At 72.1% G+C, this 13346-nt stretch carries 9 protein-coding genes; 2 read left to right on the plus strand and 7 right to left on the minus strand.

Translation table 11 applies throughout. From position 1 onward, the window contains the following. Positions 1-54 precede the first annotated feature (54 nt). From OHB04_RS20465 to OHB04_RS20480, 4 genes are all read right to left on the minus strand, one after another. Positions 55-330, minus strand: coding sequence for a hypothetical protein (locus OHB04_RS20465; protein ID WP_326807987.1), 276 nt, complete (start codon positions 328-330; stop codon positions 55-57). Positions 331-714: 384 nt separating this feature from the next. Continuing rightward, on the minus strand, positions 715-3288 hold the full coding sequence (locus OHB04_RS20470; protein WP_326807988.1) for an FtsX-like permease family protein: 2574 nt from the start codon (positions 3286-3288) through the stop codon (positions 715-717). Further along, positions 3288-4154 (minus strand): ABC transporter ATP-binding protein, encoded by an 867-nt coding sequence (locus OHB04_RS20475; RefSeq protein WP_442814895.1) that lies wholly within the window; start codon positions 4152-4154, stop codon positions 3288-3290. Before OHB04_RS20475 ends, OHB04_RS20470 begins: the two co-directional genes overlap by 1 nt. A 348-nt stretch (positions 4155-4502) precedes the next feature. Further along, on the minus strand, positions 4503-5228 hold the full coding sequence (locus tag OHB04_RS20480; RefSeq protein WP_326689154.1) for a TetR/AcrR family transcriptional regulator C-terminal domain-containing protein: 726 nt from the start codon (positions 5226-5228) through the stop codon (positions 4503-4505). Positions 5229-5367: 139 nt separating this feature from the next. On the opposite strand from OHB04_RS20480, the gene OHB04_RS20485 reads away from it, so the two are divergent. Then, positions 5368-6882 (plus strand): MFS transporter, encoded by a 1515-nt coding sequence (locus OHB04_RS20485; RefSeq protein WP_326689155.1) that lies wholly within the window; start codon positions 5368-5370, stop codon positions 6880-6882. A gap of 92 nt (positions 6883-6974) precedes the next feature. On the opposite strand, the gene aspS is transcribed toward OHB04_RS20485, so the two are convergent. Next, complete coding sequence (gene aspS / locus OHB04_RS20490; RefSeq protein ID WP_326809480.1) at positions 6975-8774, minus strand: aspartate--tRNA ligase; 1800 nt, start codon at positions 8772-8774, stop codon at positions 6975-6977. 119 nt (positions 8775-8893) lie between these two features. Between aspS and OHB04_RS20495 the strand changes: the two genes are divergently transcribed. Further along, positions 8894-11464, plus strand: coding sequence for an ATP-binding SpoIIE family protein phosphatase (locus tag OHB04_RS20495; protein ID WP_326807990.1), 2571 nt, complete (start codon positions 8894-8896; stop codon positions 11462-11464). A 99-nt stretch (positions 11465-11563) separates the two neighbouring features. Here the strand turns inward: OHB04_RS20495 and OHB04_RS20500 are convergent, their stop codons facing one another. Together OHB04_RS20500 and OHB04_RS20505 are read right to left on the minus strand one after the other, a co-directional pair. Next, on the minus strand, positions 11564-12571 hold the full coding sequence (locus tag OHB04_RS20500; protein WP_326809481.1) for a pirin family protein: 1008 nt from the start codon (positions 12569-12571) through the stop codon (positions 11564-11566). A gap of 219 nt (positions 12572-12790) precedes the next feature. Then, positions 12791-13333, minus strand: a complete 543-nt coding sequence (locus OHB04_RS20505) for an SseB family protein (protein ID WP_326689157.1) — start codon at positions 13331-13333, stop codon at positions 12791-12793. Between the last annotated feature and the right edge of the window lie 13 nt (positions 13334-13346).

Consider the following 13346-nt stretch of genomic DNA (forward strand, 5'->3'; position numbering starts at 1 on the left):
CCCCAGGCTGGGCGCGCAGTTCCCCGCGCCCCTTTGGGGCGCGCGCCGCCCCGCTCAGCAGTCCTCAGACGCCAGCGGACCCTCCTCCGCCTCGGCCGCGTCGCCCCCCTGCGCCTGCCACTCCTTCCTGACCGCCTCCGCGTGGGCGATCGTTTCGGACAGCCAGGCGGGGGCCAGCGGGGTCTTGGCGTAGTCGTGAGCGCAGGGCAGACAGGCGTACGCGCTGCCGCCGGGGCCCGAACCCGTCTCGATGATCGCGATCAGGGCCCGGTGCGTCACACGCAGATCGCAGCGGCAACACATTCCGGGGTTGAGTCCTCCGGCGCCCATGCCGCCGCCTCCTTCGCGGTCGCTGTCGTTGGTCCACGGCCACATTGGACACGACGTACCGCCTCGCATCGGCCCGCCCGCGCCCCCGGGCAGGCCCTGGCGTGCCCGGCCCAGAGCCCCGCACCGGGCCGGGAGCCGCCCGTGCGACCAATCGAGACACATCAAGCCCCCAACTCGTCCGCTACTGATCGCTCTTGTCGAAACACCACCCGGATGAGCCCACTGCGCATATCCCCCAGGCTCCTCGCACGCTGCCACCAGCCATGCTGCTTATGTGCCGATACGCCCACCAGGGGTAACCGTTTCGCCCCCGCTCCTTGACGCCGGGCCTGTGACCCCGGAGCGGGGGCCCGCCGCGCGGCCCCCGCCTCCTGCCGGGCGGCCCTACTCGGCGGCCACCGCCGCCTCCACCGGCCGGTGCCGCAGCACGGACCAGGCCGACAGCAGCGACGCCCCGAGCGCCAGCGTGCACGCCGTCCCCACCACGGCGCCGGCTATCCACAGCGGCCCCGACGGTATCCAGCTGTCCGAGGCCGCCACACTGAAGGGAATCAGCGAGGTGGAGGCGGCCAGCGCGCCCAGCAGCAGCCCGACTCCCGTCACCAGCAGGGCCTCGACGGTGATCATGCGCAGCACCTGCCCCCCGGTCGCCCCGTTCAGCCGCTGGAGGCCGAACTCGCGCCGCCGGTTGGAGACCGACAGCACCAGGGAGTTGACCAGCGCTATCGCGGTGTAGGCGACGATCATGCCGACCATCAGGTAGTTGACCCACGCCTGCATCCGCGCGTCGTCCGCGTTGGCGGCCAGCAGCGCGTCCCGGTCGGCCACCCCGAGGCCCGGCTGGGTCGCGGCGAACTCCCGCAGCGCTGCGGTCAGTTCTCCCTGCGACGTACGGCTGTCGGCGCGCACGACGATCTGCTGGGGCAGGCCCGTCGTGGTGTGCGGGGCCAGCACCGAGGAGGGCGCCAGTGCCGTCTCGAACCCGGCCCTGCCCTCGAACAGGGCGACCACCTTCAGCGGGACCACGGCCCCGTCCCCCAGCCGCATCCGTATCGTGTCGCCCACATCCCGGTCCGCCTTCTTGGCCAGAGCCTCCGGCAGCGCGACGGTGCGGCCCGTGAGGTCCTTGAGCGCGCCCTTCACAGGGGTGACGGCCGTGGTGCTGGACGCGTCGCGCCCGGTGACGCCCTGGAGGGGCAGCCCGTCCTCGGACTGTGCGCTGCGCGGGCGCTCCACAAAGCCCGTCGTGGAGACGTATGCCCCGGCCGCCGCGACCCCGTCGAGCGAGCGGACCCGGTCCACCAGCCCCGGGTCGACCCCGCCCGCCGGTGCGGTCAGGACGGCGTCGGCCCGCAGATTTTCACGGAAGGCTTCCTTGGTCACCTGCTCCTGTGTGGTCTGCAAATAGATGTTGCCCAGCGCCATTCCGCTGGCCAGCATCACCGGCACCACCACGGAGGCCATCCGCACCGTGCGGGCCCGGGAGTTGAGGACGGCGAGCTCGCCGCTCGGCCCCGTCACCACCCGCACCAGTGGAGAGACCAGCACGGTCACCACCTTGGTGATCCCCGGACCGAACAGCGCCAGGCCGATCACGGCGCACATCACCGTCGGGCCCGCCGTGCTGGCGGCGATCGGCCCGTCGAAGAGCAGCACGGTCAGCAGGGCCAGCGTCCCGGCCCCCGCCAGGCAGAGCACCCCCAGGATGATCCGCACCGGGTGGACCCACCGCTCATCCAGCGCCGCATCTGACAGTGCCTCGCCCGGCCTGGTTCTGATCGCGCGGTGGGCTCCCACCCAGCCGCCGCCCAGCGCGGTCAAGAGCAGCGCCCCGGCAGCCGCCGCCGAGGGCACCCAGCCCTGGCTGTGCACGACGATGCCCTCGACCAGGTCGGCGGCCACCAGCCTGTCGTAGAGCCAGCTTCCCGCGTACGGCCCGGCCAGCCAGCCGGCCACCGCCGCGAGCACGGCCACCATCAGCGTCTCGCCGAGCAGCATCCGGCGCAGCTGGCGCGGCGTCGCACCGGTGGCCCGCATCAGCGCGAACTCCCTGTGCCGCTGCTTGACCGACAGCGCCACGGTGCCCGCCACCACGAACACCGCCACCAAGGTCGCCAGTCCGCCGAAGACGGAGGCCAGCACGATCAATGTCTCGCGGCCCTCCAGCACGTCGGGATATTCGACGGCTCCCCTGTCGTCCCCCGAGACGACCTTGACCGAGCCACCGCCCGGCACCTTCGAAAGGGCGTCGCCCATATGGGACTTCAGCTCGGCCACATCCTGTCCGGGTGCGGCCGTCACCGCGATGTCGGCGACCCGGTCGCCGGACAGCTCGCGGGCTCGCTCCGTGGAGAAGAAGACGGTGGGCTGAGCCACCCCGCGGCCCTTGGCGGGTGCGGCGATGCCCGTCACCTCGTAGGTGCGGGACCCGCCGTGGGCGGCCACCCGAACCCGGTCGCCGGCGCTCAGCCCGTGGGCACGGGCGGTGTGCGCGTCGAGGACCATCTCGTCGGCCGCCGTGGGTGCCCTTCCCCCGCTCGTCCGGAACGGCGTCACGGCGGCGGACTCCCAGCCGTGCGCCGCCACCTGGGCGCCGCCGCCCTTGCCGCCCAACAGCGCCGCTTCGAAGTCCCGTTCGGCCAGTGCGGAGCGCACCCCCGTGACGCTCCGCACCGCCTTCTGAAGCCCTTCACGGACCGGCACCCGCTCGGACAGGACGGCGCTCTCGACGTCCTCCTCCGGGTCGGAGGGGTGCTTCTTGGGCAGCTGATAGTCCCTGTCGCCGGTGACCACCAGGTCGGCGCCCGCGAGGCGCTGGGGCGGCGCGTTGTTGCGCACACCGGTCTCCAGGAGCCCGCCGCAGGCCATCACGATCACGGTGCCGAAGGCCAGGGCGAGGAAGGTGGCGACGAAGCCGCCCTTGCGGAAGCGCAGCGTGCGCCATGCGAGTGCGAACATCACACGGCCGCCCTGTCCGAGGAGGCGGTCGGTCGGCCCGCCTCGTGCCAGGGGCGCGTCATCCGCTCGGCGACCTGCTCGGCCGTGGGTGCCGCCATCTCATCGGCGATCCGCCCGTCGGCGAGGAAGAGCACACGGTCGGCGTAGGAGGCGGCGACCGGGTCGTGCGTCACCATGATCACGGTCTGCCCGTCCTGGTGGACGGCCTCCCGCAGCAGCGCCAGCACTTCGCCCGCCGTGTGGGTGTCCAGCGCCCCGGTCGGCTCGTCGGCGAACAGCACGGCGGGTCGGATGGCCAGCGCGCGGGCGATCGCCACCCGCTGCTGCTGGCCGCCCGAGAGCTGCGCGGGACGGTGTCTGGCCCGGTCGGTCAGCCCGACCCGGCCGATCACCCGCTCCAGGTGACCCCGCGCGGGACGCTTGCCCGCGAACCTCAGCGGCAGCGCGACGTTCTGCGCGACGGTCAGTGCCGGCAGCAGGTTGAAGCTCTGGAAGATGAATCCGATGCGCTCGCGCCGCAGCTTGGTCAGCGCCGTCTCACGCATCGAGCCCAGGTCGTGCCCTTCGACGGAGACGCTGCCCGAGGTGGGCCGGTCGAGACCGGCGGCGCACTGGAGGAACGTCGACTTGCCGGAGCCCGAGGGGCCCATGACGGCGGTGAAGCTGCCTGGCGCGAAGTGCGTGCTGACGCCGTCCAGCGCCGCCACGGAGGCGCTGCCCTTGCCGTAGACCTTCCGGACCCCGTCCAACCGCACCGTCCACGGTTCCGCCCTCGGGCCCTGGCTTTGGCCTCCGCCCTGGCCTTGGCCTCCGCCCTGGTGCTGTTCCGCCCGTTTCCGGGCCTTCCGCTCCGCACGCCCGCCCATTGCCGCCGCCCCCAACCGCGCGTCGGCGCCGGTGCGCTGACGTCTCAGTGTTGTTTTCGCTGTCCCCGCTGTCTCCGTTGCCGCTACGACGCTACGGAGATCCTGGGCCCGCTCCCATAGCGCTAACTGCCGTCCCCGAGGTGTAGGTGGCACTACCCCCGAAGGAGGCTCAAGGCGAGGCTGCGCTGGTCAGAGGCATGGAAGAACCCAACCGGAATCACGGACGGCGGCGGGACGGCGCGAGGACCGAGAAAGCCGGCGGGACCGGCGCGGAGATCATGAACGGGCGGCGAGGCGGCGCGGGAACCAGGAAAGCCGGCACAGCCGCAGCGGGATCAAGAGCCGGGATCAAGAGCGGGGACGGGCCGCCGCGAGGCCGTCCAGCAGAAAGTCCCGGCCGCGCGCGTAGTGCCGGTCCCAGTCGGCGCGGAGTGCCGGCGGATGTGCGGCGAGCGTGGGGTGGGTCTCGGCGGCGCCCCGCAGGCGGCTGATGAGAGCGCTGCGAGCCCCCTCCTCGTCCGCACGGGACGCGACCTTCCACGGCACCTCGGCCGCGACGGTGCCGATCACGTAGTTGGAGACGGCCCCGGCCGCTGCCGTGAGGTCGTCCCCCGTGAAGCCACCGCTGACGAGCGCGGCGAAGACGAACTCCGAGCGCGCCAGCGCGTTCGGCCCCAGCAGCGGGCGGCTGCCGGCGAGCGGCCCCGACCAGGGGTGCCGCAGCAGCGCGGCGCGCCACTCGTCCATGAAGGCGGCCACATCCGCGCGCCACTCGGCCGAGTGGCGCGCGGGCAGCGCGACATCCGCGAACACGGCGTCCAGCGCCAGGTCCAACAGGTCGTCGCGGTGCGGCACATGCCAGTACAGGCTCGTGGCGTGCACGTTCAGCACCTCGGCGAGCTTGCGCATGCTGAGTCCCGCCACGCCGTGCTCGTCCAGCAGCGCGACGGCCGCCGCGACGATCCGCTCGCGGGTGAGCGCCTGTGCCCGCCCGGCGGGGCGCGGCTCGCGGAACCAGACCGCCCCCGGCATCGCGGACGCGGCTCCCTCACTGTGCGCGCGTTTGGGACTCATGGCGCCCCAGCGTATCCGCGCGCACCTCCCATGGGTTCCTCGCGTCCGCCGGTTCCCCTACAGTGTTGGGCAATCAACCAACACTGTAGGACCACAGCACGAGCCACGAGCCACGAGCCACGACAGGAGACGACGCCCCATGACAGACGAGAACGAGGGCCATCCGCGCAGATGGACGATCCTGACCGCGATCTGCGCGGCGCTGCTCGTGATCGTGCTGGACAACACCGTCCTGAACGTCGCCCTGCCCTCGATCGCGGCGGACTTCGACGCCTCCACCGCCCAGCAGCAAGCAGTGCTCGACGCCTACGTCGTCGTCTTCGCCGGGCTCCTGATCGCGGCGGGCGCGGTCGGCGACCGCTACGGGCGGCGCCGCGCGATGCTCGTCGGAATGGCCGTGCTGACCGTGGCCTCCGTCGCCGCGGCGGCGGCTTGGTCGGTGTGGTGGCTGATCGCGATGCGCGCGGCCATGGGTGTGGGGGCCGCGCTGGTCATGCCGGCGACCCTCGCCGTTCTCGTTCAGGTGTTCCCCGAGCATGAGCGGCCCCGTGCCTTCGCCGTCTGGGCCGCCGTCGCCTCCGTCGCCATGGCGGCGGGGCCCGTACTGGGCGGTGCGCTGGTCTCCGTATGGAGCTGGGCCGGAGTCTTCCTGCTCAACGTGCCCCTGGTGGGCCTCGCCGCGCTCGCCGTCCACCGCCTGGTGCCCGAATCCCGCGACCCGGCGGGACGTCCCGTGGACGGAGCGGGCGCCGCGCTGGTCACGCTCGGCATGGTCGCGCTGACGACGGCGATCATCAAGGCGGGCGAACTCGGTACGCGGCAGCCCGTGGTCCTCGCCGCCACCGCCCTCGCGGTGCTCGCACTCGGTACGTTCGCCTGGTGGCAGCGCCGAGCCGCCTTCCCCGTCGTGGACTTCACGCTCTACCGCGACCGCCGCTTCGCCGGAGGCGGCGCGGCAGCGGCGCTGCTGACGGTCGGCACCGGCAGCTCACTGTTCGTCCTCGCCCAGTACCTCCAGCTCGTCCGCGGTTACTCCCCGCTGGAGGCCGGAACAGCGGTCGTGCCGCTGGCCATTGGCGTCGTCGTCGGCTCGGCGGCGGGTGGCCGCGCGCACGCCTCCCTCGGGCCGCGTACCGCGATCGTCGCCGGCTTCACCGTGACGGCCATCGGATTCTGCGTCCTCGCCGGGCTCACCCCCACCAGCTCCTACGCGGTGACCGCCGCGGGCCTCGCGCTGTCCGGGCTCGGCACGGGCTTCGCGGGGCCCTCCACCACCAGTACCGTCCTCAGCGCCGTTCCCCGCGCCCGCGCCGGCATGGGCGCGGCCCTCAACGACACCCACCAGCAGCTCGGCATCGCCCTTGGGGTGGCTGGTCTGGGCGCGCTTCTCTCGGCCACTTACCGCGCGGCTCTCCCCGAAACCACATCCGGCACGGAATCCGGCTCCCTCGGCGAGACCCTGGCGCAGGCCCCGCCCTCAGCCGTGGCGGACGCCGCCAGGGAAGCCTTCACCCAGGCCCAGTCCACGACGTTCCTGGTGGCCGCCGCCTGCGCGGCCCTGGGCGCCCTGACAGCCGCTCTCACCCTGCGCTCCGCCCAGACCCCCGCTCAAGCCCCCACCGGAACACCCCGGACGCAGGACGTCCCGACCTAGTGCCCCTCAACGAACCCGAATACGGCGGGGCCGGGACCACATGGCCCCGGCCCCGCCGTATTTCCCGCGCAATCCATGCGGCGTTGTCGCGGTTACTCCGCCGGCTTGACCTGCGGCGCCGGCTTGACCTGCGGCGCAGGCTTACGCAGCGACAGGTGCAGCTCCCGCAGGCGGCTCTCCTCGACCTCGCTGGGGGCGCCCATCATGAGGTCCAGGGCGTTGTTGTTCAGCGGGAAGGCGATCGTCTCGCGGATGTTGGGCTCGTCCGCGAGCAGCATCACGATGCGGTCGATGCCCGGCGCGATGCCGCCGTGCGGCGGGGCGCCGAACTGGAAGGCGCGCAGCATGCCGCCGAAGTCCCGCTCGACATCTTCCTTCGAGTATCCGGCGATGCCGAACGCCTCGAACATGATCTCCGGTTCGTGGTTCCGGATGGCGCCGGAGGACAGCTCGGTGCCGTTGCAGACGATGTCGTACTGCCAGGCGAGGATGTCCAGCGGGTCCTTGGTGCGCAGCGCCTCCAGGCCGCCCTGCGGCATGGAGAACGGGTTGTGCGAGAACTCGACCGCGCCGGTCTCCTCGTCCTTCTCGAACATCGGGAAGTCGACGATCCAGCAGAACCGGAAGACGTTCTCCTCGAAGTGGCCGGCGCGCTTGGCCGTCTCGACCCGGACCGCGCCCATGATCTTGGAGACCTCGTCGAACTCCCCGGCGCCGAAGAAGACCGCGTGCCCCGGCTTCAGCCCGAGTGCCTCGGTCAGCGCGCGCACATCGTCCTCGGTGAGGAACTTGGCGATCGGGCCGCTCAGCGCGCCGTCCTCGCCGACCCGCACCCAGGCCAGGCCCTTGGCGCCCTGCTCGACGGCGAAGTCACCGAGCGAGTCGAAGAACTTGCGCGGCTGGGAGGCGGTGTCCGGCACCGGCAGGGCCCGCACATGCTTGTCGGCGAACGCCTTGAAGCCGGAGCCCTTGAACAGGTCGGAGACATCGGTCAGTTCCAGCTGGGCGCGCAGATCCGGCTTGTCCGAGCCGTACTTGACCATGGCCTCGCGGAACGGGATGCGCGGGAACGGGGAGGTGACCTCACGGCCCTCGCCCAGCTCCCGGAACAGCTCGGTCATCACCGTCTCGATGACCTCGAAGACGTCCTCCTGCTCGACGAAGCTCATCTCCATGTCGAGCTGGTAGAACTCGCCGGGCGAGCGGTCGGCGCGCGCGTCCTCGTCGCGGAAGCAGGGCGCGATCTGGAAGTAGCGGTCGAAGCCGGCGATCATCAGCAGCTGCTTGAACTGCTGGGGCGCCTGGGGCAGCGCGTAGAACTTGCCGGGGTGCAGCCGCGAGGGGACGAGGAAGTCGCGGGCGCCCTCGGGAGAGGTGGCCGACAGGATCGGCGTCGCCATCTCGTTGAACCCCTGGGCCGTCATCTTCTCGCGGATGGCGGCGATGACCTTGCTGCGCAGCATGACGTTGCGGTGCATGCGCTCGCGGCGCAGGTCGAGGAAGCGGTGCTCCAGCCGGCGCTCCTCGTTGACCCCGTCCTCCGCGTTGATGGTGAAGGGGATCTGCTCGGCCCCGCCGAGGACCTCGACCTGGGCGACCTCGACCTCGATCTCACCGGTCGGCAGCTCGGGGTTGACGTTCTCCTCCCCGCGCGCGGTGACCTTGCCGTCCACGCGCAGCACGGTCTCCTTGGAGAGCGAGCTGAGCTTGTCGTTGATCTCGCTCGACTCGTCGCGGACGACGAGCTGCACGATGCCGTAGTGGTCGCGCAGATCGATGAACAGGATGCCGCCCAGGTTCCGGCGATTGTGCAGCCAGCCGCTCAGTCGGACGTCAGTGCCGACGTCCGTGGCGCGAAGCTCGCCGCAGGTGTGGGACCGGTACCGATGCATCATTCATCCAAGTCGTTGGGCTCAGGAGTCACAGAGAGATGTTTCTCAGACTACCGCCCTGGGCCGACCCCCTTCGCCCCCGTTTCCGGAACCTCGTGAACTCCGCATAAAGTGGTGCAATGCGCACCGATGACGTCCTGTCGGCCCTGGGCGTTGGGCTCTGGACCTGGGATAACGCCACGGGGCTTGTGACTCTCGACGTGCGGGCAGCGCGCCTGCTCGGGCTCGCCGAGAACGCGTCCGGCGCCACCTCGACCGCTCCCCTGACCCTCCCGGGCAACGCGGTCCGCTCCCACCTGCACGCCGTCGACTACGTCGGCTTCCAGGGCATCGTCACTCTAGCCCTCACCGAGGAGACCTCCGCCGAGGCACTCATGCGGGTGGTTGCCAGGGACGGCGCGGTGACCCGCACCGTGCGCACCGTCGTACGCCCCTACGCCCCCTTCGCGTCCCACGAACCCGGAGCACCCGATCCGGCCGTCCGTATCAGCGGCATCATCTACGAGGTCCCCGAGCCGGAGAACGCGCGGGCGCAGCGCGACGAGACGAGCACCGCCGGGCAGGCGCCGGGCACGGGCGCCGCCGCGCAGAGTGCCACGGCTCAGTGGGACTGGCGGCGCAACCGCGAGGCGTTCTTGCTGGACACCGGGCGCGCGCTGGCCGAGGCGTACAGCACCGCCGAAGTGCTGCGCGTCGCCTCCTCGCTGGCGATGCCCGGCTTCTCTCCCGACGCGCTCGCCGTCTTCTGCCTCTACGGCGAGCAGCTCACCGTCTACGGGGCCCCGCAGGGCGGCGCGGCGGCGGGCCTCGGGCACGCCTCGGGGCTCGGCTCGGGGGGCGCCCGGCTGCGGCTGTCCGACGACGACCCCGCCGCCGAGGCCGTGCGCACGGGGCGCGCCCTGTATCTGCTCAGCCCACACGAGTACGCGGAGCGCTTTCCGACAGCCCGGCCGGGGGAGACCCAGCCGGGCCACACCGCCTGGGCCTTCTTGCCGCTGACCGTCGCCGGGCGCACCATCGGCGCGTGGATGGCGGCCTTCTCCCGGCCCGTCACCTTCACCCCGGACGAGCGCGCCATCCTCACAACGGTGGCCCGGATGCTGGCCCAATCGCTGTCCCGGGCGATGCTCAACGAGTCCGAGCGCGAGCTGTCGGCCCGCCTCCAGCGCACCATGCGGCCCGCGCACAAGCCCGCCATCCCCGGCATGGATCTGGCGGCCCGGTACATTCCCACCGGCGGCGGCCTCCAGATCGGCGGCGACTGGTACGACGTCATCCCCCTGCCCTCCGGGCGCACCGCGCTGGTCATCGGCGACGTACAGGGCCACGACGTGCGCGCCGCCGGGATCATGGGCCAGCTGCGGGTCGCCCTGCGCGCCTACGCCTCCGAGGGGCACCATCCGGACGCGGTGCTCTCGCGGGCCTCCCGCTTTCTGCACGGCATGAGCGGCGGCGAGCGGGTGGCGCCCCCGCCGTCCGAGCCGCCCGAGGAGACCCCGGCGCCCGCGCCCGAGATCACCAAGGACGACGAGGACCCCGAGTACGCCGACCCGCGCTTCGCCACCTGCCTCTACATCGAGGTCGACCCCGCGACCGGCACCCTGGACATCGCCCGCGCGGGCCACCCGGACCCCGCCGTGCAGATGCCCGGCGGCCCGATGCTCGTACGCCCCACCGCCGGCGGCCTGCCGCTGGGCGTCGAGCCGGACTCGGACTACCCCACCACCCGCCTCGTGCTGGAGCCCGGCGAGCGGCTGGTGATGTGCACGGACGGGCTGATCGAGACCGGCGGTCACGACCTGGAGACCGGCTGGGCACGCATCCGTGAGGTCGTCGAGGAGCACGCGGGCCCCGGCACGGACCTGGAGCAGGTCGCCGAGGCACTCGTACGGGCCGTCCACGGCGACGACGGGCCGCCGCACTCGCGCACCACGGGCCCGCTGGCTGACCGGCACGAGGACGACATCGCGCTGCTGCTGCTCGCGCTGAGCGCGCCCGCCGACGGCTCGCAGCCGGAGGGCGCCCCCGTCTCCGCGCGCCGCACGGTGATGACCGTCGCCCAGGCAGAGCCCGACCGGATCGCCACCGCCCGCCACCAGCTGCGCGACCTGCTGCACGACTGGGCCGACCCCGACCAGGTGGACGGGGCCGTGCTGATGCTGTCGGAAATGCTGACGAACGTGCTCGTCCACACGGACGGCGACGCGGTGTTCGTCGCCCAGGTCACGGTGCCGCACGGGGGCGAGGGGGACTCGCGGGGGACGAGGGATCTGGAGGTGTCTCCGGTCTCCGGTGAGGAGCGGGGCCGGACGCTGCGGGTGCAGGTCTCGGACTCCAGCGACGAGCTGCCGCACCGCCGCAGCCCCGGTGAGCTGGCCTCCTCGGGACGCGGCCTGATGCTGCTGGGCATGCTCGCCGACCGCTGGGGCGTGGACCCCCGTGGCGAGGGCAAGTGCATCTGGTTCCACATGCGGGAGACGGGCCTGACGAAGAACGGCAACGAGGCCGAAGTCGGCACCGCCGGCAACCCTGACCTCGGCCCCGACCCCGACCCCGGGAGCGACGGCCGGGACGAGAGCCCCGACGAGGCACTCGACAGGGCCCTGGCCACGGACTTCGCCGATTTCCTCGACGAGGAGGAGAGGAAGGGCAAGCAGGAGGGCCGGGGCGAGCGGGGACCGGGCGAGTAAGGATCGGGCGGGCAGAGGGACGGCTGATCCCCTGTCTGAGCCCCCGGCCCTCCCGGCGGGCACGGGCGGTACCGGACGGGGACGGCGGAGGCCAGGACCTCAGCCCTGGGGCGTCCTCGGGGTGGCCGGGACGCGGCCGAGGCGGCCCGCCTTGAAGTCCTCGAAAGCCTGGGCGAGTTCTACGTGACTGTTCATCACGAACGGGCCGTAGTGCGCCATCGGCTCCCTGATCGGACGGCCGCCCAGCAGCACGACCTCCAAGTCCGGGGTGTGGGAGTCCTGCGAGGCATCGGCGCGCAGCGTCAGCGAGCCTCCCCCACTCTCGGCTCCGCTCGAGCGGGAGGTGCCCCCACGCCCGAAGACGACGGTCTGGCCGGTGTGCACGGGCCGCCTGTCCGTCCCCGCCGAACCGCGACCGGCCAGCACATACGCGAGCCCGTTGAAGTCCTCGCGCCAGGGGAGGGTCAGCTCGGCGCCCGGGGAGACGGTGGCGTGGATCATCGTGATCGGAGTGTGGGTGGCACCGGGGCCCTCGTGCCCGTCGACCGACCCGGCGATCAGCCGCAGCAGCGCGCCGCCGTCGGAAGTGGTCAGCAGCTTGATGTTGCCGCCACCGATGTCCTGGTAGCGGGGCGCCTTCATCTTGTCGGCCGCCGGGAGGTTGACCCACAGCTGGAGACCGTGGAAGAGGCCACCGCTGATCACCAGCTCCTCGGGCGGCGCCTCGATGTGCAGCAGCCCGGAGCCGGCCGTCATCCACTGGGTGTCACCGTCGCTGAGGACCCCGCCGCCGCCCTCGGAGTCCTGGTGCACGAAGGAGCCGTCGAGCAGATAGGTGACGGTCTCGAAGCCACGGTGCGGGTGCCAAGGGGTGCCCTTGGGCTCACCGGGCGCATACTCCACCTCTCCCATCTGGTCCATCATGATGAACGGGTCCAGGTGCCGGTGGTCGATTCCGGCGAAGGCCCTGCGCACAGGGAAGCCCTCCCCCTCGAATCCGCTGGGCGCCGTGGAAACGGCGAGCACGGGCCGCGGCGCGGCGCTCTCCCGCGGCGGCGCGGGCACACGGGGCAGCGCGAGGGGGTTCTCGACGGTGATGGCGGGCATGACGACCTCCAGGTAGTTCACCATTCAACTTAGTTGAACGCTGAACGTCTGGACGCACCGGGGGATTCCCGACGGAGAAAGCCCCAGCGCACAGGCAGGCACCCCACAGACGGGCAGCCCTCGGCCCTGCCTGCGGCCCCCGCCCCCGCAGCCCGTCTCTCGGTCCGCGGCGCGCGGCCCGCAGCTCTGGACCCGCAGGACTCAGCAGACCCGCAGCACTCAGCCGTACATCCGGCGCATCGCGAAGTCGACCATCTCCTCGACCGCCTTCGCGTCGAAGACCACGCGGTGCTCTCCCTCCATGTCGAGCACAAAGCCGTACCCGGAGGGCAGCAGGTCGAGAACCTCGGCACCGGTGATGACGAAATACTTCGACTCTTTGCCCGCGTAGGCGCGCAGCTCCTTGAGGGTGCTGAACATGGGGATGACGGGCTGCTGGGTGTTGTGCAGCGCGAGGAAGCCGGGGTTGTCCCCGCGCGGGCAGTACACCTTGGAGCCGGAGAAGACGCCCTGGAAGTCCTCGGCCGACATCGAGCCGGTGGTGAAGGCCCGCACCGCCTCCTGGAGAGAGGGCGGCGACGGCTCGGGGTACAGCGGCTGCTGGCCCCCGGGCTGACCGTACGGCGGAGGCGCCCCCTGCTGTGCCCCATAAGGAGGCGGAGGCGGTGCCTGCTGGTGATGCCCCTGCTGGCCGGGGTGCCCGGCGTGCGGATAGCCGTGGCCCTGTCCGGCCTGAGCACCGGTCTGGTCGTAGCCGTACATACCGAAGAGAGTA

Origin of the sequence: Streptomyces sp. NBC_01775 (assembly GCF_035917675.1) — a bacterium.
Taxonomy (GTDB): domain Bacteria; phylum Actinomycetota; class Actinomycetes; order Streptomycetales; family Streptomycetaceae; genus Streptomyces.